General features: G+C 74.7%; 15 protein-coding genes and 4 pseudogenes. 10 read left to right on the forward strand and 9 right to left on the reverse strand.

Going from position 1 to position 15,459, the window contains the following annotated elements; all coding sequences use genetic code 11:
* Positions 1-86 precede the first annotated feature (86 nt).
* Genes AB0H57_RS00325 through AB0H57_RS00335 form a run of 3 tightly spaced genes read left to right on the forward strand, consistent with a single transcriptional unit; the run spans position 87 to position 1,785 of the window.
* On the forward strand, positions 87-635 hold the full coding sequence (locus AB0H57_RS00325) for an NUDIX domain-containing protein (RefSeq protein WP_357501298.1): 549 nt from the start codon (positions 87-89) through the stop codon (positions 633-635).
* Positions 629-1,465 (forward strand): ribonuclease HII, encoded by an 837-nt coding sequence (locus AB0H57_RS00330; protein ID WP_357501299.1) that lies wholly within the window; start codon positions 629-631, stop codon positions 1,463-1,465. Before AB0H57_RS00325 ends, AB0H57_RS00330 begins: the two co-directional genes overlap by 7 nt.
* Positions 1,462-1,785 carry a DUF2469 domain-containing protein gene (locus AB0H57_RS00335; RefSeq protein WP_007075222.1) on the forward strand — a complete coding sequence of 108 codons (324 nt, stop codon included), beginning with the start codon at positions 1,462-1,464 and terminating at the stop codon, positions 1,783-1,785. The genes AB0H57_RS00330 and AB0H57_RS00335 overlap by 4 nt, the downstream gene beginning before the upstream one ends.
* A gap of 65 nt (positions 1,786-1,850) precedes the next feature.
* Here AB0H57_RS00335 and AB0H57_RS00340 read toward each other — a convergent pair whose 3' ends face one another.
* Entirely contained in the window at positions 1,851-2,957 is a 1,107-nt protein-coding gene (locus tag AB0H57_RS00340) for a sulfite oxidase (protein WP_357501300.1), read from the reverse strand.
* 341 nt (positions 2,958-3,298) lie between these two features.
* On the opposite strand from AB0H57_RS00340, the gene AB0H57_RS00345 reads away from it, so the two are divergent.
* Positions 3,299-4,018, forward strand: a complete 720-nt coding sequence (locus AB0H57_RS00345) for a M23 family metallopeptidase (protein WP_357501301.1) — start codon at positions 3,299-3,301, stop codon at positions 4,016-4,018.
* Positions 4,019-4,059: 41 nt separating this feature from the next.
* Here the strand turns inward: AB0H57_RS00345 and AB0H57_RS00350 are convergent, their stop codons facing one another.
* Positions 4,060-5,241, reverse strand: a complete 1,182-nt coding sequence (locus tag AB0H57_RS00350; protein ID WP_357501302.1) for an aminotransferase class V-fold PLP-dependent enzyme — start codon at positions 5,239-5,241, stop codon at positions 4,060-4,062.
* Positions 5,242-5,310: 69 nt separating this feature from the next.
* Positions 5,311-6,285 carry a tyrosine recombinase XerC gene (locus AB0H57_RS00355; protein WP_357501303.1) on the reverse strand — a complete coding sequence of 325 codons (975 nt, stop codon included), beginning with the start codon at positions 6,283-6,285 and terminating at the stop codon, positions 5,311-5,313.
* A 253-nt stretch (positions 6,286-6,538) separates the two neighbouring features.
* Here AB0H57_RS00355 and AB0H57_RS00360 point away from each other — a divergent pair, with 253 nt between their 5' ends.
* Positions 6,539-6,880 carry a hypothetical protein gene (locus AB0H57_RS00360; protein ID WP_357501304.1) on the forward strand — a complete coding sequence of 114 codons (342 nt, stop codon included), beginning with the start codon at positions 6,539-6,541 and terminating at the stop codon, positions 6,878-6,880.
* Positions 6,881-6,980: 100 nt separating this feature from the next.
* Here AB0H57_RS00360 and AB0H57_RS00365 read toward each other — a convergent pair.
* The 6 genes and pseudogenes from AB0H57_RS00365 to AB0H57_RS00390 form a co-directional block, all read right to left on the reverse strand.
* Positions 6,981-7,919: pseudogene (locus AB0H57_RS00365) on the reverse strand (DNA-processing protein DprA); the annotation flags it as partial.
* Positions 7,915-8,166, reverse strand: a pseudogene (locus AB0H57_RS00370) (transposase); the annotation flags it as partial. The pseudogenes AB0H57_RS00365 and AB0H57_RS00370, both read right to left, overlap by 5 nt.
* Before the next feature lie 274 nt (positions 8,167-8,440).
* Positions 8,441-8,665, reverse strand: coding sequence for a hypothetical protein (locus tag AB0H57_RS00375; RefSeq protein WP_357501305.1), 225 nt, complete (start codon positions 8,663-8,665; stop codon positions 8,441-8,443).
* Between the two features lie 107 nt (positions 8,666-8,772).
* Positions 8,773-10,170 carry a recombinase family protein gene (locus AB0H57_RS00380; RefSeq protein WP_357501306.1) on the reverse strand — a complete coding sequence of 466 codons (1,398 nt, stop codon included), beginning with the start codon at positions 10,168-10,170 and terminating at the stop codon, positions 8,773-8,775.
* Between the two features lie 28 nt (positions 10,171-10,198).
* A pseudogene (locus AB0H57_RS00385) lies at positions 10,199-10,450 on the reverse strand (magnesium chelatase domain-containing protein); the annotation flags it as partial.
* 88 nt (positions 10,451-10,538) lie between these two features.
* Positions 10,539-10,898, reverse strand: a complete 360-nt coding sequence (locus AB0H57_RS00390) for a YraN family protein (protein WP_357501307.1) — start codon at positions 10,896-10,898, stop codon at positions 10,539-10,541.
* 174 nt (positions 10,899-11,072) lie between these two features.
* On the opposite strand from AB0H57_RS00390, the gene AB0H57_RS00395 reads away from it, so the two are divergent.
* The 5 genes and pseudogenes from AB0H57_RS00395 to pyrH all read left to right on the forward strand — a co-directional run bounded on the left by AB0H57_RS00395 (position 11,073) and on the right by pyrH (position 15,373).
* A complete protein-coding gene (locus tag AB0H57_RS00395; protein WP_357501308.1) occupies positions 11,073-11,228 on the forward strand; it encodes a hypothetical protein in 156 nt (51 codons plus the stop codon).
* 72 nt (positions 11,229-11,300) lie between these two features.
* Positions 11,301-12,243: pseudogene (locus AB0H57_RS00400) on the forward strand (hypothetical protein).
* Between the two features lie 307 nt (positions 12,244-12,550).
* Positions 12,551-13,483 carry a 30S ribosomal protein S2 gene (gene rpsB, locus AB0H57_RS00405; RefSeq protein WP_357501309.1) on the forward strand — a complete coding sequence of 311 codons (933 nt, stop codon included), beginning with the start codon at positions 12,551-12,553 and terminating at the stop codon, positions 13,481-13,483.
* 132 nt (positions 13,484-13,615) lie between these two features.
* Complete coding sequence (tsf, locus tag AB0H57_RS00410; protein WP_357501310.1) at positions 13,616-14,443, forward strand: translation elongation factor Ts; 828 nt, start codon at positions 13,616-13,618, stop codon at positions 14,441-14,443.
* 162 nt (positions 14,444-14,605) lie between these two features.
* The gene (gene pyrH / locus AB0H57_RS00415) at positions 14,606-15,373 is read left to right on the forward strand and encodes a UMP kinase (RefSeq protein ID WP_357501311.1); all 768 of its coding nucleotides are present in this window, start codon (positions 14,606-14,608) and stop codon (positions 15,371-15,373) included.
* Positions 15,374-15,459 lie beyond the last annotated feature (86 nt).

Here is a 15,459-nt window from a genome sequence, read left to right on the forward strand (position 1 = left end):
GTCGCGGCGCGGCGCCAGACGCGCCGAGCCGGAATGGTCGAGGGTGGGCGTGGGCGTTCGTCGGTGCGGTCTGGCAGTCTGGGACGGTGACCGTCTACACCCCTCGTCGCGCGGCGCGCGTGCTGCTGGTCGACGCGGCGGGGCGGGTCCTGCTCTTCGCGGGCACCGACCCGGCCCGCCCGGAGCACCGCTACTGGTTCACCCCGGGCGGCGGCCTGGACGCCGGGGAGACCCCGGCCGCCGGCGCGGCCCGGGAACTGGCCGAGGAGACCGGGCTGCGGCTGCGCCCCGAGGAGTTGGGCGAGCCGGTGTGGCGGGAGACCATCGAGTTCCCGTTCGACGGCGTCCGGTACCGGCAGGAACAGGAGTTCTTCCTGGTCCGGGTGGACGCCTGGGAGGTGGACACGGCCGGCTTCGACGCGGTCGAGCGGGCCAGCGTCACCGGCCACCGCTGGTGGTCGCCGGACGCGCTGACCGCCACGACCGAGCGGTACTACCCGGACAAGCTGCCGGCGATCCTGAGCGCCGCGCTCGCCGGCCACCGGGCAGGGCCGGCGCGGGCCGTCGCCGCCCCACCGGGCGCACCCGTGGGCAGCGCCGGCCCGACCTGCCGGGGCGGTGGTGCGGCGTGCTGACGCCCCCGCGCACCGTGGTGCGCCGCGACGGCGGCCTGTACGCCCTGGAGCGCGCCTTGCAGCGCCGTGGCTTCCGGCACGTCGCCGGCGCCGACGAGGCCGGCCGGGGCGCGTGCGCCGGTCCGCTGGTCGCCGCCGCGGTGGTGCTGCCCGAGGGGCGGCGGGGTGAGATCGACGGGCTGGCCGACTCCAAGCTGCTCACCCCCGCCAGCCGGGAACGGGTGCACGACGAGGTGGTCGCCCGCGCCCTGGCGTACGCCGTGGTGGTCATCCCGGCCGTCGAGGTCGACGCCCGCGGGCTGCACGTGTGCAACCTCGCCGCGATGCGCCGGGCGCTGGCCTCGCTGACCACCCGTCCGGAGTACGTGCTGACCGACGGGTTCGGGGTCGACGGGCTGGACGTGCCCGGGCTGGCGGTCTGGAAGGGTGACCGGGTGGCCGCCTGCGTGGCGGCGGCGAGCGTGCTGGCCAAGGTCACCCGGGACCGGATCATGGTGGAGCTGGACGCCAGCTTCCCCGGGTACGGTTTCGCGGAGCACAAGGGTTACATCACGCCGGAGCACTCCGCCGCGCTGCGGGCGCAGGGGCCCTGCGCGGAGCACCGGTTCTCGTACGTCAACGTGGCCGCCGTCTCCGGTCGGGACGGCCGGCCGCCCCGGTCCCGCCGGCCGGTCCTCGGCGGTGCCCACGATCCGGCGGGCGCTGGCGCGTACCAGCCGATGGCGCGCTCGGCGGCGGCAGGGAGTACCGTCGGCGTGGCGTTGGACGAGCAGCCTCGGCCTCCGGTGCCGGTGGGGGAAGATGTGGTCATGGAAGGCGGAGAGCGATGAGCGCGGAAGATCTCGAGAAGTACGAGACCGAGATGGAGCTGCAGCTCTACCGGGAGTACCGCGACATTGTCCGCCAGTTCTCGTACGTGGTGGAGACCGAGCGCCGCTTCTACCTCGCCAACCAGGTCGACCTGCACGTGCGCAACTCCGACGGCGAGGTGTACTTCGAGGTCGAGATGCACGACGCCTGGGTGTGGGACATGTACCGTCCCGCCCGGTTCGTGAAGAATGTCCGGGTAATGACGTTCAAGGACGTCAACGTCGAGGAGCTCGAGAAGCCGGACATCTCACTGCCGGCCGACTCCGGCTTCGGCGGCTGACCCGCCGGCCCAACCCGCTCTGCCTCCGCCGCGGGGCACCCGGCCGCCGGTCTCCGGACCGTCCGTCACTCCGGCAACACCACCACCTCCACCCGTTGCACCAGGTTGTTCGCGAACCCGCCGCGGTTCCACGCCTGCTCCACCGGTTGGCACCGCCCCGAGGCGTCGGTGGCCCGCGCGCCCAGCACGTGCCGGCCCGGCTCCGGCGTCCACTCGTAGCGCCAGCGCCGCCAGGCCCACTCCCCGCCGGTCGGCGGGTCGAGCAGCGCCGGCCCCCAGGTCGCCCCGCCGTCGGTGGTCACCTCCACCGAGGTGACCGGGGCGTGCCCCGACCAGGCCCGCCCGTCCAGCACGCACCGCCCCGGCCGCAGCACCCGGGTACGGGACATGAAGTCCGGGAAGCCCGGCGGCCGGACCAGCGCCCGCGGCTCGATCCGGGTCACCGGCACCCCCGGGTCGTCGGCGTCGCGCCGCAGCCGGTAGGCGACCGCGTTCTGGTAGCCGTCGAACGGCTCGGTCCGCACCGTGATCCCGCGCAGCCACTTCACGTGGGCCATCCCGTACCAGCCGGGCACGATCAGCCGCAGCGGGGCGCCGTGCTGCGGCAGCAGCGGCGCGCCGTTCATCTCGTACGCCAGCAGCACCTCCTCCCGCAGCGCGTCCGCCGCCGGCAGCGCCCGCTGGTAGTCCTGCTCGACGCCCCGCTCGACGCCGTGGTCGGCGCCGGTGAAGACCACGTCCACGGCGTCCGGGGAGATCCCGGCCTCGCGCAGCAGCGGCGCCAGCGGGATGCCCGTCCACTCGGCGTTGCCGACCGCCTCCACCAGCCACGGCTGGCTCACCGGGCGCGGATGCAGCAGCGCCCGCCCGTTGCCGGCGCACTCCAGGGTGACCCGGTGACTGACTCGGGGCCGTTCCCGCAGCGCGGCCAGGTCCAGGGTGAGCGGCCGGGCCACCGCGCCGTCGACGGTGAGCGCGTGCACCGCCGGGTCCACGTCCGGGATGTCGTAGTGGATGAGCAGGTAGTGCAGCCCGGCCGGGGTGACGTCGTAGCGCAGCGCCTCCAGCGGGATGCCGTGGTTGCGGGCGGCGAGCTGCAACTCCTCGCCGCTGATCGCCTCGTCGGGGCCGGCGATCCGACCGGGTCGGCTGGCGTCGTCCATCGTGGTCATCAGGGGCCTCCCGGGTTCGGCGACGGGTCGCGGCCCGGTGGGCCGGCGGTACGAGTATGCCGAGCGGGTGCCCTGGCCGGTCAAGATCTGGCTTCCGGTCCGGGCCCGGCCGGGGGTCTGGACGCGCTTCGACTCCGGGCCTGGCCGGGGGGCCGGACGTGCTTCGGCGGGGTCGCGCGGGCGCTGGCGCGGTCGGGCGCCTTCGCCGGCGCCCCGGCCCGGCGGCAGCCCGGTATAGCAGATCATCACGGCCGGCGGGCGCTGTCCACAGTGGCGGTGTTGTCCACCGACGACCGGGCTGAGGGTGGCGCGGCGGGCCGGTGATGGCGCAGGCTGCGCCCGTGCTGACAGCCGTGCGGCGCGCCGCCGCGACACTCCTGTCCGGGACGCTGGTCCTGGTGGCCACCGCCGCGTCCGCCGGCCCGCCCGCCCCGGCGTCCGCCATCGGTGCGGTGCGGTCGCCGCTCCAGATGCCGGCCGTCCGCGCCCCCTCCGCCGGGTTGGCAGCGCCGGCCGCCCGCGGCGCGTCCACCGAGACGACACCGCCGGCCGCCCCCGACCCGGCGGTCCCCGATTCGGCCGTCCGGGACCCGGCCGTCGCAGGCCCGGGCGGTGACGTTCCGGAGCGGCTCGTCTTCCGGTGGCCGCTGGACGGCCCGCCCACGCCGGTACGCCGGTTCGCGCCCCCACCGCAGCCCTGGCTCGCCGGGCACCGCGGCGTCGACCTGGCCGCCCTGCCCGGCGGCACCGTCCGGTCGCCCGGACCCGGGGTGGTGAGCTTCGCCGGCCAGGTGGCGGGGCGCCCGGTGGTCACCGTCGGGCACCGCGCGGGGCTGCGCACGACCTACGAGCCGGTGCTGGCGAGCCTGCGGGTGGGCGAGTCGGTCGTCGCCGGCTCGGCGCTGGGCACCGTGCTGCCCGGCCACCCCGGTTGCCCCGCCCCGGCCTGCCTGCACTGGGGGCTGCGCCGGGGCGAGGAGTACCTCGACCCGCTGGCGCTGGTGGGTGCCGGTCCGGTCCGGTTGCTCCCGCTCGGGTCGCCGCCGGCCGGTCCCGGGTGAGCCGCCGGGCCCCCAGCCGGCCCCGGCAGGCGGGTCGCCGGTCAGCGGCGGGCGAGCAGGGTGGGCAGCCGGACGGCGAGCCGGTCGTACTCGTCCGGCGAGTTGTAGACCTGGCCGCTGAGCCGCAGCCAGCCGCGCCCGCCCCAGCTCATCACCGCCACCTCGGTGGCGAGCCGGTCGGCGATCAGCGTCCGCACCGCGGTCGCCTCGTCGAGGGTGGTGGCGACGCCGGGCGGCAGTGGCACGATCCGCATCGCCACCCCCGGCCCGCCGGGCGTAGGCAGGTCGGCCGGGGCCACCCCCAGCGCGTCACCGACGACCCGCTGCCCGTACGCCGCCAGCGCCGCGTTGTGTGCGCGGACCCGGTCCACGCCCAGGCTGCGCAGCGTGTAGAGGCCGACCGGCGCGGCCAACCACGACGTGTAGTCCAGCGTCGCCTGCCACTCCACGTTGCCGGGGAACCCGGCCGGCTGCTCCCAGGAGACCACCAGCGGTTCGATCCGTTCCCGCCACGGCGGCGCCACCACCAGGACCGCGGTGCCGCGCGGGGCGTACCCCCACTTGTGCAGGTTGCCCACCCAGAAGTCGGCGCCGATGCCGCTCACCGGCGCGGGCAGCATGCCGGGCGCGTGCGCCCCGTCGACCAGCACAGGTACGCCCTGCTCGCGGGCCACCCCGACGATGGCGGCGGCCGGGAGGAGGCGGGCGGTGGCCGAGGTGAGCTGGTCGACGACGAGCAACTTCGTCCGGCCGGGGCGCAGACCGGCCCGGACGATCTCGACGATCTCCTCCTCGGCGGCGTCCAACGGCACCCGGACGACCCGGGGGACGGCGCCGGTCCGCCGGCACTCCCGTTCGACGCTGAGGCCGACCGCCCCGTACCCGTGGTCGGTGGTCAGCACCTCGTCCCCGGGACGCAGGCCGAGCGAGGCGAGCACCACCGCGACCCCGGTCGTCGCGTTGCCCACCAGGGCCGCCCCGTCCGGGTCGGCGCCGAGGCAGGCGGCCAGGTGCCGGCGGGTGTGCGTGATCCGGTCGACCAGCCCGCGGGTGAAGAACCGCAGCGGGTTCGCCTCCATCTCGTCGCGTAGCCGCTGCTGGGCCCGCTGCACCCCGATCGGGACCGCGCCGAACGAGCCGTGGTTGAGGTGGCTCACCGCCGGGTCGAGCGAGAAGAGCAGCCGCGCTCCGGCGATGGGCTCGGGCGGCTGCGGGACGCTCACCGCATGATCGTAGCCCGAGATCGATCATCGGCGGGCTCTTCGCGCGGTCGCCCCGCCCGGCCGGGTCGGTCAGGCGCGCGGGTGGGCCTGCCGGTACGCGGCGCGCAGCCGCTCCGTCGAGACGTGGGTGTAGATCTGGGTGCTGGCCAGCGAGGAGTGGCCCAGCAGCTCCTGCACCGAGCGCAGATCCGCGCCGCCTTCGAGCAGGTGGGTCGCGGCCGAGTGCCGTAGCCCGTGCGGGCTGACCCGGGGGAGGCCGGCGGCCTCGGCGTACCCCGCGACGATCCGCCGAGCGGTCGTCGGGTTGAGCCGCCCGCCCCGCGCGCCGAGCAGCAGCGCCCGCCCCGAGGCCGGGCCGGCCAACGCCGGCCGTCCCCGGTCCAGCCAGTCCCGCAGGGCCCGTTCGGCCGGCAGCCCGTACGGCACCGCGCGTTCCCGGCCGCCCTTGCCGAGCACCCGGACCACCCGGCGACCCTGGTCGACGTCGGTGAGGTCGAGGCCGCACGCCTCGCTGACCCGTACCCCGGTGCCGTAGAGCAGTTCGAGCAGCGCCCGGTCCCGCAGCCGCGCCGGCTCGGCGGCATCGGCCTCGGCGGGCGCGTCGGCGGGCTGCCGGCGGCCGGGCGCCTCGACGAGGTCGGCGGCCTGGTCGGCGCGGAGCACGGTGGGCAGCTCACGGTGGGCGCGGGGGCTCGCCAGCCCGGCCGCCACGTCGGTGGGCAGCAGCGCCGCCCGGTGCGCCCACCCGCTGAAGGTCCGGGCGGAGGCGGCCCGCCGGGCCAGTGAGGTACGGGCGGCGCCCGTCGTGCGCTGCTTCGCCAACCAGCTGCGCAGCACGGTCAGATCCAGCTCGGCCGGCTCGGCGCAACCCATCCGGGCGGCATGGTCGAGCAGGGAGACCAGGTCGGTGACGTACGCCCGCACGGTGTGCGCGGAGCGGCCGCGCACGCCGGAGAGGTGAGCGGCGAAGTCGTCGACCGCCTCGCGCATCGCCGGTGGCAGCGCCTGATGCAGCGCGCGCGTGCCGGTGGCGGGCCGATCCATCAGCGCGCCGCCGCCGGTCGATGGCGCGCCGCTCCGGGCGCGGCCGCCGCCCCGCCCGGAAAGAGCTGGTTGTCCCGTGACACGGGTTCAGCTTACGGTCGAACCAGGCGGGGTGGCAGCCCGGCGAACCCGCCGGTCCCGGGGCCACGACGGCCCGGGCGCGTGCGGGTTGTCCACGATGGCCGGTGGGCGGCCATCTGTTCGGCACCGCACGTCCGCCGGCACGGGCACGTCGGCGGACGGAGGCGACCGGATGGGCCTGGATGCGGTTCTCTACCGAGTGGTCCGGGCGGGCTCGTCCGGGCGGCGCAGTTCGTACGTCCCGGTGCAGGTGGTGTCGGACGACGACGAGGTGCTGCTCGGCCTGCTGGCCCGGGTCCGCGGCGGTGGCCGAACCCCACTGCTGGACCGGCTGGACCCGGTTCGGGATGCGGTGGTCGTGCCCGAGCAGGGGGCGCAACTGCTCGCGGAGCTGCGCTGCCTGGTCGAGGTGGCGGGGTCGCAGCGGGAGACCGACCGGATCCGCGCCCTCGCCGCGCTCACCCGGCGCTGCCTGCGGGAACGCGATGCCGAGATCCGGTTCGAGGGCGACTGAGCCCTCAAGGCGTGCGTCCCGCACCCGGCGGCGTCGTGCGCGGCGCCCGGGGCGGTCCGCGCGGGGGACGACCCTGCCTCGCCGCGGCTTCCGGCGGTGGCTAGGAGGGCTCGATGGCCGTCCCGCGGCTCCGGTCGGGGCCGGGGGCCAGCGCGTAGCCGCCGTCGTCGCGGCGGACCGCCAGGACCAGCTCCTCCAACAGGGACAGTTTCCGCAGTGCCGTCCGCACGGAGACGCCGGCACGCCCGGCGAGGGCGTCCACGCCGATCGTCCCGCGCCGGGGCAGCGACTCGCGGACCAGCGCCGCCTCGTCGTCCAGGGCATCCGTCGGCCGGTCCGGTCCCCGGGCCGGCGGGGCGAGGTCGTCCCCGATCCGGCCGACCTCCTCGAGCACGTGCGCCAGCCCGGTGACCAGGCGGGCTGAGGGCTGCTCGCGGAGCAACTCGTGGGCCCCGACCGACATCGCCGACGTGACCGGCCCGGGCACCACCATCGCCGGCCGGTTGAGAGCGAGGGCCCGGTTCATGGTCTGGGTGGCGCCACTGCGGGCCGACGCCTCCACCAGGACGCTGCCCCGGGTGCCGGCGGCGATCCCCCGGTTGCGGATGAGGAACCGGGGTCGCAGCGGTTCGGCCCCCGGCAGCCACTCGCTCACCAGCAGCCCGGTCTCCGCGATCCGGTCGAACAGCGCGGTGTTGCCCACCGGATAGGGGCGGTCGATGCCACAGGCCAGCACCGCGACGGTCAGCCCACCGGCGGCCAGGGCGCCACGGTGCGCGGCGGCGTCGATGCCGAAGGCGCCCCCGGACACCACCGTCCAGTCCCGGTCAGCGAGCCCGTGCCCCAGCTCGGTGGCGACGTGCACGCCGTACCCGGTCGCAGCCCGCGCACCGACCACCGCCACCGAACGCTCCAACGCCTCGCCCAGCGCGGCGGTGCCGCGTACCCACAGGCACAGCGGCGGGGCGGTCTCCAGGTCGACCCGGCGGTGCGCCCCGGGCAGGAGCAGCCGCCGCAGGTTGTCGACGCGCGCCGGCCATCCGCCGCATCGCCAGGCCAGGCAGGTAGGCCACCTGATGCCCACACGCCCGCGCCACGGCGACGGGCAGGGCGCCGATCGACGCGGGCTGGTCCACCACCACCAGGACCCGCCCGTGGCGGCCGAGTTTGTCGAACACGGCCCGCAACCGGGCCTCGGTGTTGGGCAGCGGCGCGTCATGCAGTCGCTTGCCGTCCGCGGCCAACCCGACCGCGTGATGATCACCTTTACCGACGTCCAAGCCCAGGAAGACCTGGTAGTCGCCGGTGCCCCTGCACCGCCTCCGTTCGCTGTCGCGTACCTCGGCCGCTGGTCAGGGCGTCGGACTGCCGGCAGCCACGTTGCGAAGAGACCTACCCCGAGCACCGGGGTGGCCGGGTCCCTATCAGCGGTCCGCCGACGCCACCCGACCCGGCGACAACACCCCCCGGATCATGCGTACGACAGGGGAAGTAAGTCATACCGGGCCGGGCGACCGAGGAGTCCCCGGCTGGGGACAATCAAAAAGGTAATGGGGCACTTCATGCCGCTGCACTGGCCTGCCCCCCACCGTTGATGAGGGCGGAGAGCCGGGCGCGCTGCTCTTCGGTCAGCGGTGGGGCGGCGTCGACCAGGCGAGTGATGTGCCGGGAGAGTGCTTCCTCTCGCAGCTCGCGGGATGCGGCTTGCGTGGCGGGGTGATCAGCGCCGTGGCAGCGCTTGAGCGCGGCATACCTGGCGCGCTTCGAGATGAGGACGTCATTCATCAGTTTGCCGGCCCTCCCGGACCGGTTACTGCGTCGACGTCAGCTAGCAGCTGAGCAAAGAAGATCGTTTCGGCCGCGTCGGGATGGTCACCGCGTTGCCGCCGCCGTCAGCCCTTCCATTTGATGTCGACGGTGGACGGATCGAAGTACGAGCTGCCCGGCGTCCAGCCGCGCGGCCTGCCCTTCTTCGTCCGGTGGATCGTCACCGTCATCAGCGTGTCGACGACCGCTCGCCGCCGGTGAAGGCCGAGCGCTTCCCACGCCTCGCCCGGGTCCGGCACCCCGATCAGGCCGGCCAGCGCGTCACCGCGGCCGGCGGCGGCCATCTGTTCTTCGAGCTCGGCGAGCCGGGCACGCAACCGCTCGGAGCCCTCGCGCAGCTGCCGGACGTCGATCGCGCCGTCGGCGTACGCGGCGGCCAGGCCGTCGAGACGCTCGCGCAGCGCGGCGGCGTCGCGATGCAGCGCCCCAGTGTCCGGGCGACCGGACGCGGCGAGCAGCTCGGTGACGTCGGGCCGAGACAGTCGCTCGACGACGATCGCGCCGACGAACACGTCCAGCTCGGCCGCGTTCCGGCTGACGCACTTCGCCGCCTTGCAGGTGTACGAGGGCACGTTGCGGCTGTTGGTGGCCACCAGCGTGGCGCGCACCGGCGAGCCGCATACCCCGCACAAGGCCAGGCCGGAGAGCAGCCACCGGCGGGCCGACGACCACTGTGTGCGCCGGCCGGGGTGAGTCAGCACCGACACCACCGCCCGCCAGCGCTCTTCGTCGACCAGGGGCAGCCACGCGGCCGGGCCGACGACCTCGCCGCGGTGCTCGCGCAGCCCGGCGTTGCGGGCGCGCAGCAGCACCTTGCGCAGCTCGCTCGGGGTCCAGGGGCGCCCGGTGGAGGTGAGTAGACCGCGAGCGTTCATCTCGGCAGCGTGGCCGCGCAGGCTGGCACCGGACAGAATCGCGTCGGTGGCCTCGGCGACGGCCCGGGCCTCGTCGGCCCGCAGCGTCACGCCGTCCGGTTCGTACCCGTACGGCCGCCGGCCGCCGGCCCACTTCCCGTCGGCAGCAGCCTGGAGCTTGGCGCGCTGCTGCCGCTCGACCAGGTGCTCTACCTCGTACCGGGCGACGGCGCCGAGCTGCCGGGCGACCATGCGGCCGCTCGGGGTGCTCAGGTCGAGCGGGCCCGCCTTGACGGTGAACGTCGGCACCCCTCGCGGCTCGCAGGCGCTGATGTACTCCTCCAGCTCGGTGGGGGAGCGGTGCAACCTGTCGGTGTGCCAGGCCAGGATGGCATCGATCCGGGCGGCGGCGATGTCGTCGAGCATCCGCCGGTACGACGGGCGCGGCTTGCCGGAGTACGCCGATAGGTCGTTGTCGCTGTATACCTGAGCTACCGTCAGCCCGTGCCGCGCGGCCAGCTCTCGGCAGTCTTGCTCCTGTCGGGCCACACCGAGGCCGCCGCCCTCCCGGTCGCGGGAGATCCGGACGTAGATAGCCGCTCGCGTCATGGCGCTGAGTATGGCACAGCTTGACATTCGCTAGGTCGAACGCCGGGCCGAACTTCGGCAGCGTGGCAGGCAGCAGGTTGAGGGTGATCCGCCGGTTCGGCCACCGCTGGCCGGAGTTGACGATCGCGGCCCGGACCCGGTCGCGGGCCTCGTGCAGGGCGGTGTCCGGCAGCCCGGAGATCACCACCGCCGGCAACCCCGGCGCCAGGTCCGCCTCCACCTGCACGACGTGGCCGGTCACCCCGACCAGGCCGACGCAGAGCACCCGCGCGTAACTCACCGGGTGCCCCCGCCGGGCCGCCGGTCGGTCCCGCCCCGTGCCGGTCCGACCGTCGCCCCGCCGCCCCGTCCGGCCGCCACCCGCCGCATCAGAACGGCCCCTTGACGTGCTCGACCCGGGCCGGGCCGGCGTCGGGCAGCTCCACCGCGAGCAGGTCGAACCGCAGCTCGTCGGCGGTGGTGGCGGTCGCGGCCAGCCAGCGGACGGCGAGCCCGCGCAGCCGGCGGGCCTTGGCCGGGACGATCGCCTCCGCCGGGGTGCCGAAGCGGCCGGTGCGGCGGGTCTTCACCTCGCAGAAGGCGAGCACCGCGCCGTCCCAGGCGACGATGTCGATCTCACCGGCCGGGCAACGCCAGTTGCGGTCGACCGGGCGCAGCCCGGTCTCGATCAGATACCGGACGGCGCACCGCTCGCCGTACGCGCCGACCGCCTGGTTCCGTGTCGTCATGGCGGTCAGGGTGCGCCGTCGGCCCTCGGGCGCGCCGCCCTCGACCCGCAACCTGTGGACGGCGGGACCGCCTGTGGACAGCCGGACGATCATGCCTCGGTTGTGCTAAGGGAGGTGCCCGGCCAGCCCCTTCACGCGTCGACGTCCCCGGCGCTGGCCGGCTAGCCTCCGACCATGATCGAGAACTGGCGCGCCGAGCGGGTCGGGGTGGCCCTGCGCGGCGAGAATCCGACCGTGCTCCGACGGCTCTCGGCCGGTTTCGCCGTCATCGGCGGGCACGACGATCTCCGGGCGGACCTGATCGTGGAGATCGCAGCGCTCGCCGGCTGATCACGCTCCATACGTCAGGCGTGACCCGACCGCGGTGGGATTGACCAGCGCGATCGGGACCGTGGAGCACGAATGGCGCCGCGGCGGCGCGTCACATACGGTGCCGGACGTGGACGGACGACGGAGCTTTCCCGAAGATCAGGAGTCGCGGTGGTATCCCGCCGAGCGCGGGTACGGCGAGCCGGACTGGCGCACCGCGGGCGAGCCGCGGCACCGCGACGAGCAGCACCCGGACGAGGGCCGGTACGCGGAGCCGGTGAGCCCGGCCGGTGACCGGTACGCCGAGCGCTTCGGCGCGGCCCAGCCGGCCGGGGAGACCCGCCCGGCCGACGACGGCTACCGCGCCCCGCGGATGCGGCGGCCGGACGCCGATCCGGAGATCTCGGGCGAGCTGCCCTCCGAGCGGGCCGGCCGCCGGGCCGTCCGGGAGGCCGCCGACCCGCTGCTCGGCGCCGGCGTCGAGGCCACCCGGCCGGCGCCGTTCGCCGGGTACCCGATCGTCGAGCCGCCGCGCCCCGCGGAGCCGCCCCGCCCCGCCGATCAGCCGCACCCCGCCGAGCCCGCCCACCCAGTGGACCAGCCCGGTCCCGCCGCGGGCCCGCACCCGCTGGACGTCCCGACCGGTCCGATGCCGGCGGTCGGGCTGCGGCTCGACGGCGGCGTCGCGTACCCCCCGGTCGGCGCCCCCGAACCGGCGCCCCGGCCCGGTGACGGCGTCTACCGGACTCGGCGGCCCGCGCTGGCGGTGATCCTCGCCGTGCTGACCCTGGTCTTCGAGGTGCCCGCGCTGCGGGTGCTCTACAACGGGGTGGTCGGCGACCCGGTGTCGGCGGTCAACGTCGTGGTCGGCACCTTCCTCGTCGCCGGGCTGCCGATCTTCGCCACCGGCCTGTACGGCCTGCGCACCGGCGGGCTGGCCCTGGCCGAGGGCAGCCGGGGCTGGCTGCGCCCGCCGACGGCGTACCTGACGGTGGGCCTGGTGCTCTTCCTCGCCGCCGCCCTCGCGGCGGGCTGATCCGGCCCCGCCCCGCCGCGCCGGCCCGGACCGGCGGGGCGCGGGGGACGCCAGCGCCGAAACGGGATCGGAAACGGTCACCGGGCCGCCGGCCGCACCCGTGGGGTGGGCGGCGGAGAAGGGGCGTACACTGGTCGACTGGCGACCGCCTCGTGCGGTCGACCTCGCGCGCCTTCCCCACGGTTGATCGTGGGGCGACGGCCTCCCTGGTCCCGATCTTGGTCGGGCCCACCATGGCCGGCGACCGGGTGCCAGGACGCCCGGCCGCCGGCCGGGCGGGACAACCAGGGATCACAAGGAGTACCCCATGGCCGTCGTGACCATGCGTCAGCTGCTGGAGAGCGGTGTCCACTTCGGGCACCAGACCCGGCGCTGGAACCCGAAGATGAAGCGCTTCATCTTCACCGAGCGCAATGGCATCTACATCATCGACCTGCGCCAGACCCTCGACTACATCGAGAAGGCGTACGACTTCGTGCGCGGCACCGTGGCCGAGGGCGGCAGCATCCTCTTCGTCGGCACCAAGAAGCAGGCCCAGGAGGCCATCGCCGAGCAGGCGACCCGGGTCGGCCAGCCGTACGTCAACCACCGCTGGCTCGGCGGCATGCTGACCAACTTCCAGACGGTGTACAAGCGGCTGCAGCGGATGAAGGAGCTGGAGGCCCTGGGTGACCTGAGCGGCACCGCCGCCGGTTACACCAAGAAGGAGACGCTGCAGCTCTCCCGCGAGAAGATCAAGCTCACCAAGACCCTCGGTGGTCTGCGGGACATGCAGAAGCTGCCGGCCGCGGTCTGGATCGTCGACACCAAGAAGGAGCACATCGCCGTCGACGAGGCCCGCAAGCTGGGCATCCCGGTGATCGCCGTGCTGGACACCAACTGCGACCCGGACGAGGTCGACTTCCCGATCCCGGGCAACGACGACGCGATCCGCTCTGCCGAGCTGCTGACCAAGGTCGTCGCCGCCGCCGTCGCCGACGGCCTGATCGCCCGCTCCGGTCGTCGCCGGGGCACCGACGAGAAGCCGGAGCCGGGCGTGGGCACCGACGAGCCGTTGGCCGAGTGGGAGCGCGAGCTGCTGGAGGAGCCGAAGAAGGCCGACGAGCAGCCCGCCGCGACCGAGCAGCCGGCGACGACCGAGCAGCCGGCCGCGACCGAGCAGCCTGCCGCGGCCGAGCAGCCGGCTGCCGCGACCGAGCAGCCCGCGTCGACCGAGCAGCCGGCCGCCGCCGCCCAGTGACCCGTACCGCCGCCCCCGCCCCGGCCGTCGCGCCGGCGGCGGGGCGCGGCGGAAGGCCCGGGCAGCTCCGGCCCGAAACCGGGTAACCGGACCATCACTCCGCAGTTCCGACACGACACCGAAGAGAGAGTCATGTCCAACTTCACCGCCGCGGACGTCAAGAAGCTCCGCGACCTCACCGGCGCCGGCATGATGGACTGCAAGAAGGCGCTGACCGAGGCTGAGGGCGACTTCGACAAGGCCGTCGAGATCCTGCGCGTCAAGGGCGCCAAGGACGTGGGCAAGCGGGCCGGCCGGACGGCGGCCAACGGGCTCGTCGCGCACTCCGGCCAGGCGCTGCTGGAGCTCAACTGCGAGACCGACTTCGTCGCCAAGAACGACGCCTTCATCGCGCTGGCCCAGCAGCTCGTCGAGCACGGTGTGGCCAGCGGTGCCAGCAACGCCGAGGAGCTGCTCGCCAGCACCCTCGACGGCCGGACGGTCGCCGACCTGATCCAGGAGCAGTCCGCCAAGATCGGCGAGAAGCTGGTGCTGAGCCGGTTCGGCAAGCTCGACGGCACCACTGCCGTCTACCTGCACCGCAAGTCCCAGGACCTGCCCCCGGCGGTCGGCGTGCTGGTGCAGTACGCGGGCAAGGCCGACGAGGCCGCCGACGCGGACGCCCGGGGCGTGGCGATGCAGATTGCCGCGATGCGGCCGAAGTTCCTCACCCGGGACGAGGTTCCGGCCGAGACCGTCGAGTCCGAGCGGCGGATCGCCGAGCAGACCGCCCGCGAGGAGAACAAGCCCGAGGCGGCGCTGCCGAAGATCGTCGAGGGTCGGGTCAACGCCTTCTTCAAGGACTTCGTCCTGCTGGAGCAGTCCTCGGTCGCCGACAACAAGAAGAGCGTCAAGCAGGTGCTGGCCGAGGCCGGCATCGAGGTGACCCGCTTCCTGCGCTTCGAGGTCGGCCAGGCCTGAGCCGGTCGCCGGAGCGCATGACGCGCCCGCGCGCAGGGAAATGTGGACGAGGAGGCCGCCGGTGTACGTGACAGGCACCGCGGCCTCCTCGTCGCATAGGGTCAGCAGCGGCAGTTTCGCAGTACGCGACGCACGCGAGGCGCGCGAGGGAGGGGCGAGCGGATGACGCAGGTTGTGAGTGACCGGAGCCTGGCGGCGGACGACCCGACGGCGCCACCGCCGGGGCGGGCCCGCCGGGTGGTGCTGAAGCTCTCCGGCGAGGTCTTCGGTGGCGGCGCGATCGGCGTCGACCCGGACGTCGTGCAGGCCATCGCCCGGCAGATCGCCACCGTGGTACGCCGCGGCGTGCAGGTCTCCGTGGTGGTCGGCGGTGGCAACTTCTTCCGCGGCGCGGAGCTGCAGAAGCGCGGCATGGACCGGGCCCGCGCCGACTACATGGGCATGCTCGGCACGGTGATGAACTGCCTCGCCCTCCAGGACTTCCTGGAGAAGGAGGGCATCGAGACCCGGGTGCAGAGCGCTATCACGATGGCCCAGGTCGCCGAGCCGTACATTCCGCTGCGGGCGATCCGGCACCTGGAGAAGGGCCGCGTGGTCATCTTCGGCGCTGGCGCCGGCATGCCGTACTTCTCCACCGACACGGTGGCCGCCCAGCGGGCGCTGGAGATCCACGCCGACGTGGTGCTGATGAGCAAGAACGGGGTGGACGGGGTCTACGACGCCGACCCCCGGGTCGACCCGTCCGCGAGCAAGTTCGACTCGATCACCTTCTCCGAGGTGCTCCGCCGCAACCTGCGCGTGGCCGACGCCGCCGCGTTCAGCCTCTGCATGGAAAACGGCCTGCCGATGCTGGTCTTCGGCGCGCAGGGCGAAGACACCATCGTCCGCGCCGTGGGTGGCGACAGGATCGGTACCCTGATCACCGCCTGAGCCGCCCGGCGGGAGTTTCCCGCCGACGACCGCGGCGGTCCTCCGACACGACAGCAGAGCCCACACGAGCACAAGAAGGAGGCGAG

Origin of the sequence: Micromonospora sp. NPDC050686 (genome assembly GCF_040654475.1) — a bacterium.
Classification (GTDB): Bacteria; Actinomycetota; Actinomycetes; order Mycobacteriales; family Micromonosporaceae; genus Micromonospora.